This window comes from Oceanospirillum beijerinckii DSM 7166, from assembly GCF_000422425.1.
Lineage (GTDB): Bacteria > Pseudomonadota > Gammaproteobacteria > Pseudomonadales > Halomonadaceae > Oceanospirillum > Oceanospirillum beijerinckii.
Map to the genome: position 1 here is coordinate 1 of NZ_AULT01000029.1, position 20,319 is coordinate 20,319.

Below are 20,319 nucleotides of genomic sequence, written 5' to 3' on the forward strand. Positions count from 1 at the left end.
GAGCAAAGCTCTATATGGCAGCAGTCAGTTGTTTACAACATAACCCAGATATTCGACATCAATTTAAGCGTTTAGTAGAGAAGGGTAAAAGTAAAATGCAGGCCCTGTGCGCAGGTATGCGCAAGCTTGTTCAAATTTGTTTTGGTGTTGTAAAGCATCAAAGCGAATATCACCCTCAATCAGCCTAAAAGAGCTGTTGAAGGTGATTTGGAGAGATGGTATCTACAACAACTTATCTGGAACAAAAAAGCCGCACGCTCTGATCTGTAATCAAATCAATGCGTGCGGCTTTTTAATTTCAATCTGGTTGCTAATCCATGGCTAATCCAAATGAGTGCCACTAGCCCTGATTGATTAACGCTCTCTAAAGCCTTGCGACAGGGCTTTAGTCACAGGATCAGACAGATAAGCCAGCAGAGTTTTATAACCGGTCAAAACCTCTGCGGTTACTGTCATACCCGGCAGAATCGGATAACGCTTATCGCCTTTAGTCAGATAGGTTTTTTCCAGGCTCACCCAACCTTTAAAGTAAGGGTTCCCTCTGTCATCTAACGTGCTGAAAGCCGATACCCGGACTAGCTCACCCGTTGCAAAGCCATAACGGGCAAAGTCATAACTGGTCACTTTTACATTAACTTCCTGTCCAACCTGCACATAACCGATATCTTCGGGAGGGATGCGTACTTCGGCCTCCAATTCAACATCTTCAGGTACAATCTGCATCAAAACAGAGCCTGGCTGAACAACCTGCCCCGCGTTATTCACTTCTAAATTAAACACTAAGCCATCTGCTGGTGACCTCACCCACAGATCACCCAAACGGGAGTTGATTTTCTTCAGCTCTTCTTCTGTTTCTGCAATTTCACCTTCCAGGATATCCAGTTGATCCAGAGGAGCTTGCAGGATCTGATTACGCGCTTCAAAGAAGCGACTCTTCGCTTCTGCCAATTCGCGATTGGTCAGGTCGATCTCTTTGCGAATTCTTTCCTCTTCGCCCTGTGCGGCTACAGCTGCACGCTGGGTTTCAAGTAGGGTAATACGTGTCACCAGACGTTTTTCAAACATCTTCTCACGCATTTCAAACATCTCAGAAGTCAGCTCTTTCTGCTTAATCGCTGCGGCCAGAGACTCTTCCAACTGAGCCAGACGGGATTCACGCTGCCTAATTTGCTGCCGAACCACATCAAGCGTGGACCTGCGCACAGAGAGCTGGTTCACCAGCTGCTGCTTCTGCACACTCACCATCACCGGATACTCTTGTTCAAACTCAGAAAAATCCGGTTCGCGATCAGATACAAACGCCTCCTGACGCTCAGAGCGCATTTTCAGAGATGCCAGGCGTGACTGTATCTGACGTAAGTCTGACAGGTTTCTCTCATCATCCAACTTCAGCAGCATATCGCCTTTCTTCACCGGCATACGCTCCTGAACCAAAACCTCAGACACTGTACCGCCATTCAGGTGCTGTACAATTTTGATTTGGCCAGATGGCACGATCTCACCGGGAGCAGAAGTGACCTCCGCTAACTCAGTCACCGATGCCCAGATCGCAAAACTGATCATCATTATCGCAACCAGATATAAAATCGGTCGTGCATAGACAGGAATCAGTTCGTCTTCAATCTGTACCGTCTCGGATAACAATCTGCGCTGACGTCTGCCCAGGGTGACTCCAGAGTCAGTGTTTTTATCGACTTTTTGCTTAGACATCAGCTCAAACCTGCCATAATTTTATTTTCAACATCAGCATAAGGACCTCTAGCAGTCACAGCCCCACCTTCCATATAAAGAATATGATCCGCCATTTTCAAATGACTCGGTCGAGGAGTGACGACAATCAGAGTCACTCGACCTCTGAACCAATTAATACAACGCACTAGAGCCTCTTCGCCCGCATCATCCATACCATTGCCCGGCTCATCCAGCAGCACAATAGAGGCCGGTTTTAGAATGGTTCTTGCCAGGGATAGACGCTGACGGAAACCATTCGATAGCTGATCAGCACCACTATTAGAGATCCGGGTTCTGAAACCATCTTCCAACTGTTCAATATCTTTCAGGATACCCGCCATCTCTGCAGCCCATCTCAACTCCTCATCCGTTGCCCCCGGATGAACCAAGCGCAGGTTCTGGGCCACGGTGCCGTAGAAAATGTCACACTTCTGAGGCATATAACTCACAATAGACCGTAAGTGGTTAGCCGAAATTTGACGCGTATCGATCGTATCAATTCGAATTGAACCGGCCTGAGGCGAATACAAACGACTGATCAGGGTCAATAATGTTGACTTACCAGCACCATCAGGCCCGGTAATGCCCAGAAATTTACCTGGTGGTGCATTAAAGGAGATACCCAGCAACGCCGGATCCAAATTCGCGGCATAGCGGAAAGAAACCCGTGAGAATGAAATATCACCATTGGAGACAAAACGGTTCGCCTGGCTAGTGGTGCCATCAGACTCAATACCCAGTTTCATTAACTGATTCACCTGATGGATATTGGTCGAAATTCGCGACCAACTACTCAAAGCCGTAAATAGGTTTTGTAATGGGCCGATAACTCTCCAGGTTAAAATCATTGTCGCCATGATAGTACCTGGGGTGATCTGTCCTAAAATCACCAGATAGGCCGATAAAGCCATTACCAGAATCCCGGTCATGCTACCAATTAGATGAGCAATACTGCCGACTTTCATTTGTGATTGTTGTTCATGGAAACCTGCCACAGCTGCTTCGCCACTCAAGTTTCTAAAACGACGCAACCAGACGTTTTTAGCCCCTACTGAGCGCAGCGCCTTCATTGTAGTCAAGGTTTCATCAATCAATTCAGAACGGCGGCCGACTTTGTCAGAAGAGTTATCTGAAGCACGATCTGTCAGGGGGCGCGTGATATATAGAAGAATAGCGAAGGCCACAACCGCTCCTGTCAACAATGCCCCTGCCCACGGGTTCAGGATATAGATCACGGTTAACAGAATAATACTGGCTGGCAGGTCGAAGATCAGCAGCACCAAGGGGCCTAAGAACAGGTCTCTTAAGCGCTCCAGGCTTTTAATCCGTCCAATCTGGCGACTAACCGATACTCCATTCAGAGAAGTGGTTGGCAGACGTATCACCCGATCAAAAATGCCGTTACCCAGGACATACTCAACACGCCCTCCAATATAGGCCAACAAGCGACTACGCAAAGTATTCAGGAACCAACCTAACATAATCGCTATTACTGCCCCGGCGAGGAGATGCCCACCCATCAGGGCATCCCCGGTCGGTAAGACAGAGTCAAACACGGAACGCACAAACAGGGAGGGCGCAATCGCAAGAATAGTACTGATAACGGTAGTAAAGAAAATCAGCATAATGTGCTTTCTAAACTTCCAGAATAACTCCGTTACCCATTTTTTCTTATTCTGCTGCGGATCAGCTTTGATCTCCTGGAAGACATAGATATCTCCCTTATCTTTTAAGGAGTAAAGCACCTCTTCTTCGTTCGTTTCGCTATTAAATGAGCGATAGCCACCGTCAGGTAACTGCTCAATAATAACGACAGCAGGCTTATTATCCGGCACTAGAATACACGGCAATAAGCGATTGTCGAAGTTTTTAAAGCTATTGCCAAAATAGCGCGAACGGTAACCTAAGTTTGCCAGCGTGCTGAAGTAGTAGGAAATATCGACATGGTCAGCCAGGTGCGGTAACGCCTCTGCCAGATCACGGGGTGAACCGGACCAGCCCAATTTATTCAATACAGGAACTAATGCGCGGGACAGATCAGACTTATTAAAAACACGAGTCGCAATGATCGATTCAAAGTCAGTATCAACCTCGGGCCTTTCGATGAGCACAATATCCTTGTTATCAGCAAAGTAGCGGCGATCCTGCTCATCTTCAACCAGATCACCATCCTGAATTTTGTAAACCTTATCCGCCAGACGAGTTAGGGATGGGCGGTTAGCCACCAGCACCATGGTCAGTTCACCCTTTCGGTTTTCCAGGAACTGACGCAATTTTTTATCACCTTCGAAGTCGAGGGAGTTATTGGCTTCATCAAAGAGAATCACATCCGGGTCGTGCACCAGGGCCCGAACGATCGTGATCATCTGTTTTACCCCCATAGGTAAAACTTCACTGGCGTTCTCACCCAGAGGTGTTTGATAACCCTGCTTCATGCCCGCTACAACCAGATCAAGCCCCAACTCTTCTGACAGCTCTAATGCCCGCTTTTCCAGCTCAGGCTCAAACATGGTCAGGTTATCCAGAATGGAGCCAACAAAAACCGTGCCCACTTGCGGCAATAAGGCGATTTTTCTACGAACCGAATCACCATCAAACTCAGTCAAAGGCGTACCATCAATAAGTACAACACCTTCGCTGGGTTGCTCCAAACCATTTAACAGGGATAACAAACTGCTTTTACCACTACCGCTGTCACCGCGAATCGCAATACAGGTGCCCGCAGGCAAGGACAGGTTCAGGTTACTGAATACAGCACTAAAGCCTTCATGGGTCGCATACCCCAGGGTCACATTCTTCAGGGACACAGAGTGAGAGATCGCTTCAAGCTCTGGCTTATTGCCTTCATCCACTATTGGCATATTCATAATGGATTCAACGCGCTTATTACCAGCAATAAACGACTGATAACGCAACCAGGTGCCTAAGCCTTTTCTTAAAGGTTGCAGAGAACGGACAGAGAGCAACATACAGGCAGCCAGTGCACCGGATGTAATTTCACCATCAATGGTTTTGATCGCTCCAAAGAAAATAACCAAAACGATCATCACCTGGGACATAGCACCGCCCAGGCTGTTAGCGAAAGCACTGCCAAAGAACAGGCTTTCGCCCTGCGTGGCACTGGCTTCTTTCAAACGCTCATAACGGCGTAGCATAATGCTTTCTACTGACATGGTCTTAATAGATAACACACCTGCCAACACTTCAGTTAAGAAGCTGATACGTCTCTCATCATTGATGTCTTTCTCTAAAACCTGCTTATACATCCAGCGACCAAAGAAGACGACAACGATAGAGAAGATACACAACAGCGCGATAGGCACTAATACCAGATCACCAGCAATCAGATAGATCACATAAAGGAAGAGCGCGACAAAAGGCAGGTCAAGCAGTACCAACAGAGTTTGACCTGAATAAACATCAGCGACCCGTGAGATTGATTGAACTTTCTCCGCGTAGGCCCCCGGTTCTTCTTTTGAAAAGACCCTCATAGGCACCAGGAAGAACTTTTCTAACGCCTGATTTGAAGCTTTATGTTTAAAACGGGCCCCTAACCAGTTAGTTACAGTACCATTTACATCCTTCATCAGTTCTTCCAGAATCAGAATCAGGATAACACCAAAGACAATAAAAACCAGAGTCTCAATGGACTGGTTTTTTAATACCCGGTCAAAAATCTGTAAAATACTTAATGGCATTGCTAATGCCAAAATATTAGCTATTAACGATGTAAAAATAATCATCGGTAATAGTCGTTTAAGATCTGGAGAACAGAGAATTTTCTTCAGAGAACTGAAAAGGTTATGACCTAAATCATCCGAACTCTGATCGTTTCCAGAACGTGAGCCATTGCTGTTATTTGCCATAATACTAATCTAACTTTAACTGACCAGAGAAAAGATAACCAACTACTTCTTTTACTAAGCTATTCCTGTAGCGTACACTTTTGCCATCGGTTTCCAGTACACCTATGCTGGCAGCACGTTTCACCGATTTATAAACAGCATCTGTACTATCCTGCATAATTTTACCTAATTTGTTTAACGATACTGTATCCGCCTGATCTGCCAAACAATACAAAAGCTTCCAATCCATATTAAAACGATCCAAACGGGATGCGATGGTAATCACAAGAGCGATAGATATACTATTTCCTTCTCCCCGGGCCATCTCAATAGCAAACAAAGGGACACCTCTCGAACGATTAGCGATATCCTCAACCAGCAATGCTCCCAAATCATATGGTTGCAAAAGCTCAGCTACCTGTGAGATATCCATTCGGCTTAAATGAACAAAGTTAACCTCTGCGGTATCAATGTAATCACTTTTTAATAGCTGACGACCCGACAACAGTACTTTTCTGTTTGCACCAAGATGCTGAAGGCTGATGAAAAAGGCCTCTTTCTCTTCCTTAGAAAATAGATGTACATCATCTAAAATAAGCAAACTTTTAGCCTTGGCATCTGATCTTAACTGTTCATAAAGAACCTCAACGCTATCGACCATGCAGCAGCTAATTCCATCCCAGATACCAGTGGGCGTTACATTCAGAAAAGTGAGCTGATATCCATTCTTCTCACTTTCTCTGGCTAATTGACGGCAGATACGAGACTTACCCATACCACTTTCGCCATCCAGCAACATCAGTCCGTTATCAGAACGAGGGGATAAAAAGTGAAGTAGCTCTGCCAGTTCTTGCTGACGCCCTGAAAGAGGCTTATCGCAACCAGCATCCCAAACATTTAATTGCCAGGCCTGATTAAAATTGATCTGCTCAGGTACTCTGCCATCCAAAGCGATATCATAGGCCTTCATAATCCACTGACATGAATCATCCAATAACAGATAGTCTTCATCAGCCTGGAACAGCAGCTGATGAGCACGCGCAATGACTCGACTTGCCACAGCATCCCCGGACCAACCACCAAAACGGTTTTGGCTGACCGATGCGATGCCAGCGACCAAAGCTCCATACAGTACAATTGAAGAGTCCAGCTGCTTCAACTGTTTATGAAGGTCTCCGGCAATAAAAAGAGCGGCCCTCAAATCATATTCAGAAGAGCGTTTTAAGCCGAAAACAAGCTCACCTTCGCCATCATCACGATGGACAAAGTGTGCATTATGGTCAAATGCAGCACCGGATAAAAAATCATAAAACTGTCTATTGGCTTTACGGGTTCCACCGCTAAAGCGCAGACTCAGTACAATACAGGGCCGGCGGGCATGAATACGGTTAACATCTTTCTTATGCAGCAGTTCTTTCCCCAGGGAAGCCGCCATGGTTCGATTACTGACATTAAGCTTCTTAAAAATAGCAACAACGTGCTGTTTCACTGTCCCCAGACTGATATCCAGTTCTCTGGCGATCTCTTTATTAACCTTCCCAGCCTGCATTAAGCTCAAAATCTGCTCCTGACGGGCGGTCAGCTGGACACCTGAACGTTCAGCCTGCCCTTCAACCTGCACTTGTTCACTGGCACTTTCGAGCTTATCCGCAACCATCACGATAATCCTTCAATCGCTATTGTTTTAATTCCAAGAGTATATTGTGTTCACCCCAAGATACGGTCACACCGCTTTCATCAATCGACTTGATAACGCCTCCACCATACACGCGGTCACCAACACGGTGAGAGTAAACACGTCCGGCGCGGGCACTGCCCCAACGCAAATAGGCAAGCACTGAGCCATCATCGCGCTGTTCGATCGACTCGACGACATACAGAGGCTGTAAACGTACACCACTGTTATCGAAATTCAGAATAGCCAGATCTTTTTTAAGTGCTACGATACGGCCATTAGAGTATAAGTCTGCATTGACTTGATACTTCCATACTCTAAAGGTGTTGTTACCAATCAGCCAGGCATGAGCGCCATCTGACTTCAGCAGAGAGTACAACAGCCCACGTTTATCGATGACAGAGCCCTCTTGTATCTGCTCTTCTTCCAGAGTGCCTGAAGTTTGTTCACCCGGGAGAAGCTTACTCTCTTCGTTATCCTCAATATCATCTTCAAGCAGGGCAACCAGAGACTCACTTGCATACCTCTTATCAACCAGGAAAACGCCATCTACCTCAAAGTTGTCGTCAGGTTGAAAAACAATACAACGCTGCTGATTTTTTCTGAGCATCGAACACCAATCTTCAGCCTCGTCCTTATTTTGGAAGCCTGTAATATTCAGTGCATACCAGGAAGCCTGGCGCTGTTTCTCGCTGTCTGTAAAACCAATACGCTCTGCCAATAACGCTTTCGCCGGACGAATATCCTGATAGCGACGTCTAAAATCTTTTAATACAGACTCTGTTGCAAAAGCATCAAAAACCCCGGAGAGACGTACTAACCAACGCTCTTTACCTCGATAGCGTTCGGGTTCAACCAGCCAACCCTCTTCACCCTCAACCCAGGAAGGGCCGGATAATTCATCAGCTTTCTCCTGCTCACCCGCATCTAGAGCGGCAATAGATCCTTTTACTTGGCTTGTACCGGAATAAGCACCGCGATAGGGAATACCACCACCCAGTGCACCATACAGGTCAATAAAAGATTGGTAATACTCCAGATAGAAGGTGAAAAGCTCATCTTTCCGGCGCTGGTAGGAGTGCGTTGAGTCCAGGAAAGTTAAGAAGTCGATCCCTCCAGCACGGTAAGAATCCAAGCCTAAATCCAGTGCCTCTTTAGCTGCTTCAGTAGAAGTCTTCTGCATGCTCAGACGGCGCTCAGTGAACTTGATCCCATTTAAGGCATCTCTTGCCTGCTGCAAGCCGGAATAGACATTGAATACATAAGTTTCGACCAACTCAGCTCTCACCGCCTGAGCAAACTTAATTTGTTGCTCTCTTCGACCACCGTCAAATATTGTTGCAGTCAGGTTAGAGACAAAATTCCACATCAGGGTATGTGGCTGGAATAACTGGCTGGCACTGGCAGAGCCAAAACCTATTTCTGCAGCTAATTCTAAAGAAGGCAGAAGCGCTTTACGGGCCACATCAATATCAGCGTCAGCGGCTAACATTGCAGCTTCTATGGCCTGAATATCAGGACGTCGCAAAATATAAGCAGAAGAAATACCTTGCACCTGTGAGGGGAATGTCAAAGAGTCCAGACCCAGATCAGATAACCTCAACTCACCTGGTGCAACCCCTACCAAACGTGCAATACGGTTTGCAACTTGCTCCTTACTCAATTCAAGGGTTGGTAAAACAACCCGTGAATTGTAAACAGAGGAGCGCTGTATCTGCATCTCAACAACTGTCGCATCGCCTTGTTCATACAAGTCAGCCATGGCCTTAAGCATGGAGTTCAGAGCGGTATCGCTTTCTCTGGCACTACGAATACGATCATTTAAAGCCAGGTATTCGAGATAAGCTTTGGACAGATCGGTTATCGTCTGAAGTAGACGGGCATCATATTCATAAACCGCCCGCTGAAGACGATACTGTGATGCCTGAGCAAAGCTGGCGCGCTCACCCCAGATATCAACGGTATAACGAGCATTTAAACCCACCTCGAACTCTTCATCCGAGCTTGGGCTACTGCCTTTAGGCACCGAACCCAGGCCACCCTCGGGAGCCTCTAAGGTATAACCCGCTGTTGTCGTGACTTCAGGCAGAGTCTGAGCATAATCCTGAATTGAGCGTGCTTTAGCCTGCACAACCCTCTGCGCTGAGATTTGTAACTGTTGGTTATTGACGATCATTCTGTCAATCAGCTTCTCTAGCTCAGCACTACCCAGGTGTCGCCACCAAAGACCAAAGTATTTATCATCTGGAACCGAAACCGGTGGGCTTTTATCAACTTCTGGCGCGTTATTATCCACGACAGAAGCCTGCTCACCAATCTCAGGAACTGTAACGACATCTTCATCCATCGGTTCTAACTTGGAAGAACAGCCTACTAGAAAAACTAGAAAACCAGCTAAACAGATAAGTTGCTTCACACGCAAGACTCCGGGCATTTCCTTGTTTAGTAGTCTAAAAATGTTCAGGCAACACTGATGCCAAATGACCACTACTCATTCAAGGAACAATAAGTTACAAATAAAAACACAAAAATAAAAGAAAAAACTCAAATTTTCTTCATTTTTTTGTGCAATTATCAATACATAGTGACGCTTTAAAAAATTAACCAACAAATCAATTAGTTATAAAAGAAAGTCTTAATTAAGCAGCCACACTAAAAACAGCTAAAGCAATTACTCCAGGACACTATTCGTCATCATCGAACAAAAAGTGCGCCCGAGCCGAAGCGATGGGCGTTTCGCGATTTTTCTGCCAGGCCAATACCTGAACATTAGCCACCCGTCGCCCCTGGCGATTTAAAATACAGGTTGCATAGGTATCCTTCATGGCCCCTGACCTTAAATAATCAACTGTAAGATCAATTATTTTAGGCACTTGGACCACATCCAAACGCATCATCATATTTAAAGTGGCCGCTGTTTCCATAAACCCTGCAATAACTCCGCCATGCAATGCAGGTAAAACCGGATTGCCCGTATTACTGGGCAAAGGGTCCATTTTAAAGATAATCTCATCCCCCATGGACAACACCGATATACCGATGAATTTGGCATAGGGGATTTTCTCTATCAGCTCTTGCCAATTACCCTCACGCTGGATTTTACTAACCAGCTCAACCATGGTTTTAGCCTCGTTCATTCATTTACTCCAAATACGGCCACATCCATCTCAAGCGGTGTTTTATCTTCTCCCAAACGCATAAAGTTAGCCGCTGCCCGGGCAACTGGCAGCCCTTCCTCCTGATAAACCTCGCCTTCGGTAAAAACAATCTGAGGGGTCACTTTGATCACCTTGGCCACACAATAAAGCGGAAGACCGGCAACCGCTGGCCGCAAGTGATCTATGCGCAGATCCAACGTAGGACACATTTCAAAACGTGGCAGCGCGCAGATCACCACAGACCCACAAGCCGTATCCAGCAAAGTAGTGATAACACCGCTGTGTATCAGCTGTTTTTTTGCATTCCCAATCAGGTGTTCAGCAAAAGGCACAGTAAACAGCACTCTTTTATTATTGGCTTCCAAAGCAGCCATTTTAAGAGCCTGACATTGAGGGATAACACCGATAAAACGCTCTACACCGGCAAGGTATCTCTGTTCAGAAAAACGCATAACTTTTTATACTCTCTAAAAGTAAAAGGACGGTTAACCCGTCCTTTTAGTCTTTCCTTAAAAGGGCAACCCCTTTTCTAAACTACTGACTGGCTGCTTTTAACTGACCCAGCTCCAACCGCAGTTGATTCACATCGGTAGTCAACCTGGTCACACTACTGATAAATTGTCTGCGTGAAGCATCTACAGCATCCAAGCGTTCATTGTGCTCTTCCAGGAGGATTCTCATCTCAGTTTGGTCCATATTGCCTAGCTGGGCTAATTTTTTCTCCAAACCTACCAACTGATTATTCAGCGCATCAACCTGCTTAAGTTTTTCGCTCTGCTGCTTCAGCTGAGCACTATGCTGTTCCAACTGCTTAAGCTTACCCCCCAGATCTGCAATCACTTTCTTCTGAGCTTCATCAATATTGGACAGGCTCTTACCCTCAGATGCCACCTGTTCTAGCTGCAACTGTTGTTTGGCTTGCATCTGTGTCAACTCTTTTTGATCGCTTACCAATTGAGCTTGCCCAGACTGCAGACTTTTTTGCAGGGCTTCCAGCGCCTTATCACTTTTCTCAAGTACAGCAAGCTGTTCCGACAACTGTTGCTTTTGCTTCGCAAATCCCTGCTGCTGTTCGATCAAACTTTTCTTCAGGGATGCTATATCGTCGATTGCTACTTTCAACTGCTGACTATTTTCAGCTATATCCGCTTTATTTCTTTTATTGCTTAGATCCCATAACTTCCTGATCTCATGCTCAGACGCGTTAATCCTTTTCTCCAGACTGGAACCTGCCTCCTCGATTCTCTTTTCCAGGCTGCTACCTGATTGAGACAGATCCCGCCCCGTAGCGGCCAGCTGAGACTCCAAAGACTGAATTCGTTCATCCATCACCGATAGATTAGCTTGCTGTGCAGTCATTAACTTTGACTGTGTTTCCAGCTTACTCTGATACCCCTGCAATGCAGTGTTGAGCTGTTGATTCTGGGTAAAAAGGCCACCGGCAGCCACCACTAACAGACATACACAAAACCACAACGCAATATTAGCCATGCTATGGGAGGATTTGCCTTTAGAGGCCTTGGGGCGTTTTTCCGAAGAGATATTGTCGCGCTCGGGTACAATTTTCAGATCGTCATCATCCAAGCTCATGGGTTTTATCCTGATATCAACCTGAACCAGAACATAGCTGCTCTTTTCTAACAAACAGCCAGGACACCGGGTTCAGGTACTTTGAGTTTAAGGTGCTTTGGGTTTAAGGCACTTTGGGTTTAAGGAACTTTGCCAGTTCTAACTCACAGATTTAAATCAGCTTAGCATCTGTAAGCTTATGTTTATTCAAGATATTAAAGACTATTACAATGTCCTTAAGAAATAAATCGATAAATCGGGCTAGAAAACGACCTCTTGATCTAAATTAATATCCAACTGTTTCACTCAGAAATAGAAACCACATAAACTAAGTGCTATCATTTACGCACTTAAAACACAGGTTCGGCTGATGATAAGCATTTTCTGCTGTCACAGGACCTGAAAATGATAAACGTGGCTTTACCCATAAACCCCTAAGCCACAATCACTACGTGAGTTGATGGAGATACAACCATGGCATTTGAATTACCTGCCCTGCCTTACGAAAAAACTGCACTGGAACCACACGTTTCTGCAGAAACTCTGGACTTTCACCACGGCAAACACCACAACACATATGTGGTTAAACTGAATGGACTGGTGCCTGGTTCTGAGTTTGAAGGCAAAACTCTGGAAGAGATCATCATGGCAGCTCCTGCGGGGCCTGTATTCAACAATGCAGCTCAAGTATGGAATCACACTTTCTTCTGGAACAGCCTGTCTCCAAACGGCGGCGGCGAGCCAACGGGCGCTCTGGCTGATGCAATCAATGCAAAATGGGGCTCTTTCGCAGCATTCCAGGAAGAGTTCAACGATAAAGCAGTAAATAACTTCGGTTCCAGCTGGACCTGGCTGGTTAAAAACGCTGACGGCTCCCTGGAAATCGTTAACACCAGCAACGCTGGCACACCGATGACTAACGGCCAGACTGCTCTACTGACTGTTGACCTGTGGGAACACGCTTACTACATCGACTATCGCAATGTACGTCCAGACTACCTGAACGGTTTCTGGGCGCTGGCTAACTGGGAATTCGCAGCGGCTAACTTCGCAGCTTAATTCCAAGCCAAAACCAAAAAGCCGGTTTTTACCGGCTTTTTTTATGTGTAACTTTCTCTTTCTATCTATTTTTCAACTATATACCCTAGCCTGATTAGCATCTACACTACATAGCAAAACACAATAGAAAGCATATCCTGTATATCAAGCCAGTCTGATAGATCGCTATAAGGAGAGTAACCATGCCTGTCCCTCCCCGCGTTAGTTTTATTGTCAAACAGATTCTTTCAGTGTTCACACTGCTGATCCTAAGCCTAATAACCACACTGCAAACCAGCTATGCCGCCAGCGATGTATTGACAATTACCGGCAAGGTGGAAAATGGCGCACAAAGTTTCTCTTTTAAAGAACTTGAACAACTACCCAGACTGAAAATCGTAACGGAAACCATCTGGACAGATGAGCCCCACACTTATACTGCAATCTCTGTTAAACAGCTGCTTACAAGCGTTAGCGCCCAAGGCAGCACGCTTAAGCTGATCGCTCTTAACGATTATTCGGTGGAAGTTCCTATAAATACCTTGGTTGAACATGATGCCTTTATCGCTTACGAGCAGGATGGCAAACGCATGCGCATCAGAGATAAAGGTCCACTGTGGATTCTCTACCCTTTTAGCGATAAACCCGAAATTAACATTCCCGTTTACCAGTCTCACTCTGTCTGGCAGCTAAAAAGTATCGAAGTATTCTAACTTCCTATGAAGAGTTTCTATCGCTTTCAGCCTGTTGTTCTGGCCGCCACACTGGCTGTGCTGGTTATCTCTGTAGCAGTCTCTTTACTTTATCTGGAACAGGAGACCGATGACTTTGGCTTGTTTACCAAAGATGAACGTTACTGGAACAGCACCAGGGTTGAGATGGAGTTGTTACGCTTTATTAAGCAACTGGATCGCTATAGCCAAGCGCCTGATGAAGATAAGCTTGAAGAGCTTATTTTGCGCATGGAGATCCTATGGAGCCGGGTTGATATTGTTAACAGTGGCAGCACACGTCAGCTGATAGAAGCAGTCGACAGCCAAGCACTGGAGCATGCGAAAGAGCTGGAAACCCTGTTACTGGCACTGGAAGCAGAGCTGGATAAACTCGATGCGAACAAAGCCCAACAATATAGAGCGAAGTTTGCAGGCTATGTCATTCTCTTTATGAACTCTTCGCGCAAGATAGCCTCAGCGATTTCTGATGTTGAAAGCACTTTTGCCATAAAAGTGCAGCAAAACTATCGTTTTATGGCTGCGTTATTGGTCACAGTATTAATCATCGGTAGTATTTTCACTTATATCAACTATCTGGAAATCCGCCGCAATAAACGGCTTGCCGAAAAAGCAGAAGCAGCCAACCAGGCTAAAAGTGCCTTCCTATCCAATATGAGCCATGAAATACGCACACCCCTGAACGGCATACTCGGCTCTATACAACTTTTAAAACTGGAGCAACACTCCCCAGAAGTCGACCCTCTTTTAAAAGATATCGAAGTTTGTGGTAACAACCTGCTTGAGTTGATCAACTCCATTCTCGATTTATCCAAAGCCCAACAACAGAAAATCCATCTGGAACAGGAGCCCTTCAACCTGAAAGGCGCCATCCGCAATGTGGTCTCTATTGTTAACGGCCCATTAAAAGAGAAAAATCTAAAGCTTCATCTGTCTGTGGACCCAGAGGCGCCAGCAGCTATTTATGGTGATTCTTTCCGCATACAACAAGTGTTGATTAACCTGACCAGTAACGCCATTAAATTTACCTCAGAGGGTAAAGTTGATCTTAAGGTAGAAGTGGTCGAGACAACCGCTGATAATCAGGTCAAGCTCAGGTTTGAGGTAAAAGATCAAGGCATTGGCATCGCACCTGAGATGCAGCAGCAGATCTTTCAACCCTTTACTCAAGCTGACGTGTCCACTACCCGCAACTACGGTGGCAGCGGCTTAGGTTTGGCTTTGTGTCAGGAAATCATCAATATTATGGGAGGAGAGATCGGCGTCAAAAGCGAGCAAGGAAAAGGGGCAACTTTCTGGTTCACCTTGACGACTCACATTGCTGATCTTGGCTATCTTGCAGATAGCACATCAGAGCAGAAAAAACCGGCGACACCTCAGCATAAGCCTGAAACAGAAACCGGGGCAGAGCGAACATCAGACACGATACAAGTATCAAGCAACAACACAATCGCTCTGCAAACCGTTAAAACACTTCAAGCAAAGCCCAATATCGAAACAGTGAAGGGAAGTACAACCAATACAGAAGCGACTTATCCTGCTATCGTTTTGATCGTAGAGGACAATCCAGTGAACGCCAAACTGGCAGAAGCCATGGTCAAACGCCTGGGTTACCAGACTGATCTGGCCCAGCATGGTGGCATTGCCCTTGAGAAATGCGCCCGGCATACTTATCAACTCATCCTAATGGATTGCCAAATGCCGGTTATGGATGGCATTACCTGCACCGAAAAACTGAGAGCAGAACCCGGGCCTAATCAAAACACCCCTATCCTGGCGCTGACAGCCAATGTTCAGGAACAGGATAAACAACTGTGTTTTGATGCGGGTATGCAATCCTTCCTGGCCAAACCCGTGGACTATAAAATCCTGAAACAGGAAATTGAGCGCTGGATCACATAAATTCATTCGCTCGATTGAAACCACAAAGCCGCCTGTAACGTAACTATCAATAACCAAGTGTTTACAACTGCTGAAAACCTTCATCTGTTTCAGCAGCAAAAAACTTCGAATATTGATTGAACTGTTGAGAAACGGTTGCAGGAGAGAGTTATGTTAAAACAAATTAAACAGGGTCTTGTTTTTGGTGTACTGGCAGCAGGCAGTCTGGCTTTTTTACCTACAGCCTCAGCCCAGGCAGAAACAGCCATAGCCACCTTCGCTGGCGGCTGCTTCTGGTGCATGGAACCTCCATTCGACAAACTGGATGGCGTAATATCCACCACCTCCGGCTATATTGGCGGTCATAAAGACAACCCCAACTACAAAGAAGTTTCTGCCGGTATTACCGGCCATACAGAAGCAGTTCAGATTGTCTACGATCCAGCCAAGATCAACTATCAAACTCTGTTGGATGTGTTTTGGGTCAATATCGATCCCTTTGCAGTCAACCGACAGTTCTGCGACACCGGCAGTCAGTACCGTTCCGGCATTTTTACCCATAGCGCAGAACAGCTCAAACTTGCCAAAGCCAGTAAACAACAGGTTGGGCAGACACTGGAACAAAAGATCGCTACTGAGATCACGCCAGCCACTAAATTCTATCCCGCAGAGGACTATCATCAGGATTACTACCTGAATAATCCCATTCGCTACACCTTCTATCGTCATAATTGCGGTCGGGATAAACGCCTGGAACAGGTATGGGGCGATAAATACAGCAAAAACTAATTTCATCTTTACTTATATAAGAGATAACTTATAAGATAGATCGCAGGCTAGGCAAAATAAAAACAAAGGAGGCCTGCGATGGCTCATATAGTAATTCTGGGCGCCGGTACCGGCGGCATGGCAGCAGCTTATGAGATGCGTCATAAGCTGGATAAAGAACATCAAATCACAGTGATTAATGAGCGGGATTATTTTCAGTTTGTCCCATCCAACCCCTGGGTTGCCGTCGGCTGGCGCGAAGCAGAAGAGATCAGCTTCGCCATCGAACCTCACCTGAAAAAGCACGATATCGATTTTATTGCACAACGAGTTGACCAGATTGACCCAGATCAGAAAACTTTGCTACTGGATAACCAGCAGGAAGTTTCATACGACCAACTGCTGATTATGACAGGCCCCAAGCTGGCCTTTGACGAAGTACCTGGAGCAGGTCCCGACGGCGGACACACTCAATCCGTTTGCTCCCTCCCCCACGCACTCACCTCCTACAACAACCTTGAAGCCCTGTGTGAAAACCCTGGCCCTGTGGTAGTCGGTGCTATGGCAGGCGCCAGCTGTTTTGGCCCTGCTTATGAGTATGCCTTTATTCTCAATAAGGAGCTACAAAACCGAAAAATCCGCGATCAGGTGCCTATGACGTTTGTTACCAGTGAACCTTATATTGGCCATTTGGGTTTGGGTGGTGTCGGTGACTCAAAATCGATGTTGGAATCCGACCTGCGCAATCACCATATCAAGTGGATTTGTAACGCGAAGGTCAGCCGGGTAGATGAAGAGACCATGTATGTGGATGAACACAACGAAGATGGTGAAGTGATCAAGCGACATGAACTACCGTTCAAACATGCCATGATGCTACCGGCTTTTAAAGGCGTAGATTCCGTAGCTCAGGTACCAGAGCTGTGTAATCCACGGGGCTTTGTTATTGTTGATAAACACCAGCGCAGTCCTATTTATCCTGAGATTTGGTCCGCTGGTGTGTGCATCGCTATCCCACCCACTGAGGCTACCCCAGTGCCTACTGGCGTTCCGAAAACAGGCTATATGATCGAGTCCATGGTCACCGCTATCGTAGAAAATGTGGCAGCAGTGTTAAAGGGTGAAGAACCTCACGCCTTAGCAACCTGGAATGCGATCTGCCTGGCAGATATGGGGGACACTGGCGCGGCTTTTGTAGCAATTCCACAGATCCCACCGCGCAATGTCAGCTGGTTTAAAAAAGGCAAGTGGGTACACTTGGCCAAGGTTGCTTTTGAGAAATATTTTATTCGCAAGATGAAGACCGGTAACCCTGAGCCTTTCTATGAGCGCCAAATCCTGAAAATGATCGGCGTAGAACGCTTAAAAGAGTAAAAGCATACTCAGCTGTAGCCCTTCAAACGACTTGAGCGCAACAGATTCCCTGCCATTTGGAAGAGTTGCGCTCTTTTTTATACCTCTCTATCCCTGCTTTTCTGCCAACGATATTCAACACAGATCTTTTCCAGTTGCTATTGGGGGCGCTTAATCCAGAACCACCAGATAATCAGCCCAATCAGAATCAAGCCCAGGGTATTAACTAAGAACCCCATCTCACACAACCTCCTGCTTAGCTAACACTTCCGCTTGTTTTTTAACCGACTTATCAGAATCCAGACGCTGCAGCCTTAATCGATTCGCATTGCTTACTACGGTCACTGAAGACAGAGCCATCGCTGCCCCGGCAAAAGCGGGATTCAATAGCCACCCGGTCAACGGGAAGAGCGCCCCCGCTGCCAGCGGAATACCGATACTGTTGTAGATAAAAGCACCCAGCAGGTTCTGCTTAATATTACTCACAGTTAAGCGGGACACCTGCATCGCATCGGCAATCCCGTGTAAAGAGCCACCCATCAAAGTCAGATCAGCACTTTCAATGGCAATATCGGTTCCAGTACCAATCGCAATACCCACATCAGCCTGAGCCAGCGCCGGGGCATCATTGATACCATCACCCACCATGGCCACCTGTTGACCGCCAGACTGCAGCTGCCTGATCGCATCGGCTTTACCATTGGGTAATACCTCTGCAACTACTTCATCGATACCCACTTTTTGCGCCACTACCTGAGCCGTTGAACGATGATCACCCGTCAGCATGACGACCCGGACGCCCTGAGCTTTAAGTCTGGCGATAGCAGAAGCAGCGTCTTCTTTAATTGGATCGGAAATACCCAGCACAGCCACCAGCTGTTTATTTACCGCCAACATCACAGGCGTACAGGCCTGGTTGGCCAGCTGCGCCATAACAGCCCTACCCTGAGCAGAATCCACCTGATTGGCCGTCATCAAGGCCTGGTTGCCTAATAACAACTGATGATTATCCAGCACACCTTGAATACCTAAACCCGGCTGCGGCTGCACTTGTTCTGCCGCAACGGGTTTTAACTCACAAGCTGCAGTCTTAGCCAAAATAGCCTGTCCCAAGGGGTGCTCTGAAGCTAATTCCAAGGCACTGGCCCACAACAGCACATCAGACTCTGAGTGACCGCCTAAACAAACGATATCCGTCAGTTCCGGCTTACCCTGGGTCACAGTACCCGTTTTATCCAATACCACCACATCCAACTCAGAGGTTTGCTGCAAAGCATCACCACGGCGCAACAGAATACCGCGTTCGGCCGCTTTACCTACTCCCACCATAATCGACATGGGTGTTGCCAAACCCAGGGCACAGGGGCACGCAATAACCAGCACTGTCATAGTAGTCACTAACATATAGGCCGACACAGGCTCAGGGCCAAAGTTATACCAAGCCAATGCGGTTAACACGGCTATTACTAACACGACAGGAACAAACACAGCAGCGATCTTGTCCGCCAAGCGCCCCAAAGCTGGCTTGGCATTTTGTGCCTGCCGCACCTGATCAATAATCTTGGCCAGCGCCGTATCCTGACCCACACGCAGGGTTTTAATCTTGATGCTGCCACTTTGGTTGATGGTGCCCGCAGTGACCTCATCCCCCTTGTTCTTAGCAATCGGCAACGGCTCACCAGTGAGCATGGATTCATCGACCAGAGTCTCACCGCTCATCACCTTGCCATCCACAGGAATTCGCTCCCCCGGACGCACACGAATCATATCCCGCTTTTGGATCGATTCGATGCGCATATCCACCTCTTCACCGTCTTCACGACGGATCAAGCGGGCAGTAGAGGCCTGTAGATTAAGTAACTTACGAATCGCCTGCGAAGCCTGCCCGCGGGCACGGCTCTCCAGCGCCTGACCCAGATTAACCAAACCGATAATAAAGACCGCAGCCTCAAAGTAGACATGACGCGCCTGCTCTGGCACTAATTCCGGCCAGATTGAGATCAACATGGAGTAAAACCAGGCGGTGCCAGTACCCAGAGCGATCAGGGTATCCATATTGGCGTAGTGGCGCTTAAATGCCAGCCAGGCACCCTGGTAAAAATGCCCGCCGGAGTAAATCATCACCCCCAAAGTCAGCAGGCCAGTAACCAACCAAAATACCTGCCCAAACAGACTATTCAGCATTGGCATCACAGGCAGAAACATCAATAGCATGAGAGGAATGCCCAGCGCTAAAGCGACTGCTGTTTTTTTCAATTGCTGATAATAATGCTGTTTTTCCTCATCCTGGCGCTGAGTTTCACCATACTCACTATTCAGTACTGTAGCACCAAACCCAGCTTGCTCAATGGCCTGGATGACCTCTTCAGGGGGTAAAGAAGTACTCACCTGGGCAGAGCGATCCGGCAGATTCACCTCGGCTCGTTCAACTTTCTCCAGCTGATCCAGGGCACTCTGCACCTGCTGTACACAGCTGGCACAGTGCATCCCCCGTAAAGCCAGACGAAATTCCTGAGTCTGCGACATAACATCTCCTGCGTACGTTTGTTGGCAAAGCTGGCAGCAAGGTT

13 protein-coding genes and 1 pseudogene are annotated in these 20,319 nt (G+C 46.8%); 6 read left to right on the plus strand and 8 right to left on the minus strand.

The features are described from left to right. Nucleotides 1-188: pseudogene (locus H579_RS29405) on the plus strand (IS110 family RNA-guided transposase); the annotation flags it as partial. Nucleotides 189-354: 166 nt separating this feature from the next. Here the strand turns inward: H579_RS29405 and H579_RS0109450 are convergent. The 7 genes from H579_RS0109450 to H579_RS0109480 all read right to left on the minus strand — a co-directional run bounded on the left by H579_RS0109450 (nucleotide 355) and on the right by H579_RS0109480 (nucleotide 11,999). Next, nucleotides 355-1,710, minus strand: coding sequence for an HlyD family type I secretion periplasmic adaptor subunit (locus H579_RS0109450; protein WP_028300471.1), 1,356 nt, complete (start codon nucleotides 1,708-1,710; stop codon nucleotides 355-357). Continuing rightward, nucleotides 1,710-5,597 (minus strand): ATP-binding cassette domain-containing protein, encoded by a 3,888-nt coding sequence (locus H579_RS0109455; RefSeq protein ID WP_028300472.1) that lies wholly within the window; start codon nucleotides 5,595-5,597, stop codon nucleotides 1,710-1,712. The genes H579_RS0109450 and H579_RS0109455 overlap by 1 nt, the downstream gene beginning before the upstream one ends. A gap of 4 nt (nucleotides 5,598-5,601) precedes the next feature. Further along, on the minus strand, nucleotides 5,602-7,233 hold the full coding sequence (locus H579_RS27815; protein WP_028300473.1) for a LuxR C-terminal-related transcriptional regulator: 1,632 nt from the start codon (nucleotides 7,231-7,233) through the stop codon (nucleotides 5,602-5,604). A 19-nt stretch (nucleotides 7,234-7,252) separates the two neighbouring features. After that, nucleotides 7,253-9,667, minus strand: coding sequence for a TolC family protein (locus H579_RS0109465; RefSeq protein ID WP_169449701.1), 2,415 nt, complete (start codon nucleotides 9,665-9,667; stop codon nucleotides 7,253-7,255). A 268-nt stretch (nucleotides 9,668-9,935) separates the two neighbouring features. Then, nucleotides 9,936-10,388, minus strand: a complete 453-nt coding sequence (locus H579_RS0109470; RefSeq protein WP_028300475.1) for a PaaI family thioesterase — start codon at nucleotides 10,386-10,388, stop codon at nucleotides 9,936-9,938. Next, nucleotides 10,385-10,861 carry a PaaI family thioesterase gene (locus H579_RS25070; RefSeq protein WP_051227496.1) on the minus strand — a complete coding sequence of 159 codons (477 nt, stop codon included), beginning with the start codon at nucleotides 10,859-10,861 and terminating at the stop codon, nucleotides 10,385-10,387. Before H579_RS25070 ends, H579_RS0109470 begins: the two co-directional genes overlap by 4 nt. Nucleotides 10,862-10,943: 82 nt before the next feature. After that, nucleotides 10,944-11,999, minus strand: coding sequence for a coiled-coil domain-containing protein (locus H579_RS0109480; protein WP_028300476.1), 1,056 nt, complete (start codon nucleotides 11,997-11,999; stop codon nucleotides 10,944-10,946). A gap of 453 nt (nucleotides 12,000-12,452) precedes the next feature. Here H579_RS0109480 and H579_RS0109485 point away from each other — a divergent pair, with 453 nt between their 5' ends. The 5 genes from H579_RS0109485 to H579_RS0109505 all read left to right on the plus strand — a co-directional run bounded on the left by H579_RS0109485 (nucleotide 12,453) and on the right by H579_RS0109505 (nucleotide 17,770). Beyond that, nucleotides 12,453-13,037, plus strand: a complete 585-nt coding sequence (locus H579_RS0109485) for a superoxide dismutase (protein WP_028300477.1) — start codon at nucleotides 12,453-12,455, stop codon at nucleotides 13,035-13,037. Between the two features lie 182 nt (nucleotides 13,038-13,219). Continuing rightward, nucleotides 13,220-13,729: a putative pterin-binding protein gene (locus tag H579_RS0109490; protein WP_051227497.1), complete on the plus strand. Its 510-nt coding sequence runs from the start codon at nucleotides 13,220-13,222 to the stop codon at nucleotides 13,727-13,729. A 6-nt stretch (nucleotides 13,730-13,735) separates the two neighbouring features. Continuing rightward, nucleotides 13,736-15,649, plus strand: a complete 1,914-nt coding sequence (locus H579_RS25075; RefSeq protein ID WP_028300479.1) for an ATP-binding protein — start codon at nucleotides 13,736-13,738, stop codon at nucleotides 15,647-15,649. Between the two features lie 150 nt (nucleotides 15,650-15,799). Then, nucleotides 15,800-16,417, plus strand: coding sequence for a peptide-methionine (S)-S-oxide reductase MsrA (gene msrA / locus H579_RS0109500; RefSeq protein WP_028300480.1), 618 nt, complete (start codon nucleotides 15,800-15,802; stop codon nucleotides 16,415-16,417). Nucleotides 16,418-16,495: 78 nt separating this feature from the next. Further along, nucleotides 16,496-17,770, plus strand: a complete 1,275-nt coding sequence (locus tag H579_RS0109505; protein ID WP_028300481.1) for an NAD(P)/FAD-dependent oxidoreductase — start codon at nucleotides 16,496-16,498, stop codon at nucleotides 17,768-17,770. A 219-nt stretch (nucleotides 17,771-17,989) separates the two neighbouring features. On the opposite strand, the gene H579_RS25080 is transcribed toward H579_RS0109505, so the two are convergent. Further along, nucleotides 17,990-20,275 (minus strand): heavy metal translocating P-type ATPase, encoded by a 2,286-nt coding sequence (locus tag H579_RS25080; protein WP_051227498.1) that lies wholly within the window; start codon nucleotides 20,273-20,275, stop codon nucleotides 17,990-17,992. Nucleotides 20,276-20,319 lie beyond the last annotated feature (44 nt).

Coding starts and splice junctions, on each gene's coding strand:
- H579_RS0109455 (WP_028300472.1), bottom strand. CDS start 5,597: ATGGCAAATAACAGCAATGGCTCACGTTCTGGAAACGATCAGAGTTCG.
- H579_RS0109485 (WP_028300477.1), top strand. CDS start 12,453: ATGGCATTTGAATTACCTGCCCTGCCTTACGAAAAAACTGCACTGGAA.
- H579_RS0109450 (WP_028300471.1), bottom strand. CDS start 1,710: ATGTCTAAGCAAAAAGTCGATAAAAACACTGACTCTGGAGTCACCCTG.
- H579_RS25070 (WP_051227496.1), bottom strand. CDS start 10,861: ATGCGTTTTTCTGAACAGAGATACCTTGCCGGTGTAGAGCGTTTTATC.
- H579_RS27815 (WP_028300473.1), bottom strand. CDS start 7,233: ATGGTTGCGGATAAGCTCGAAAGTGCCAGTGAACAAGTGCAGGTTGAA.
- msrA (WP_028300480.1), top strand. CDS start 15,800: ATGTTAAAACAAATTAAACAGGGTCTTGTTTTTGGTGTACTGGCAGCA.
- H579_RS25080 (WP_051227498.1), bottom strand. CDS start 20,275: ATGTCGCAGACTCAGGAATTTCGTCTGGCTTTACGGGGGATGCACTGT.
- H579_RS25075 (WP_028300479.1), top strand. CDS start 13,736: ATGAAGAGTTTCTATCGCTTTCAGCCTGTTGTTCTGGCCGCCACACTG.
- H579_RS0109505 (WP_028300481.1), top strand. CDS start 16,496: ATGGCTCATATAGTAATTCTGGGCGCCGGTACCGGCGGCATGGCAGCA.
- H579_RS0109480 (WP_028300476.1), bottom strand. CDS start 11,999: ATGAGCTTGGATGATGACGATCTGAAAATTGTACCCGAGCGCGACAAT.
- H579_RS0109490 (WP_051227497.1), top strand. CDS start 13,220: ATGCCTGTCCCTCCCCGCGTTAGTTTTATTGTCAAACAGATTCTTTCA.
- H579_RS0109470 (WP_028300475.1), bottom strand. CDS start 10,388: ATGAACGAGGCTAAAACCATGGTTGAGCTGGTTAGTAAAATCCAGCGT.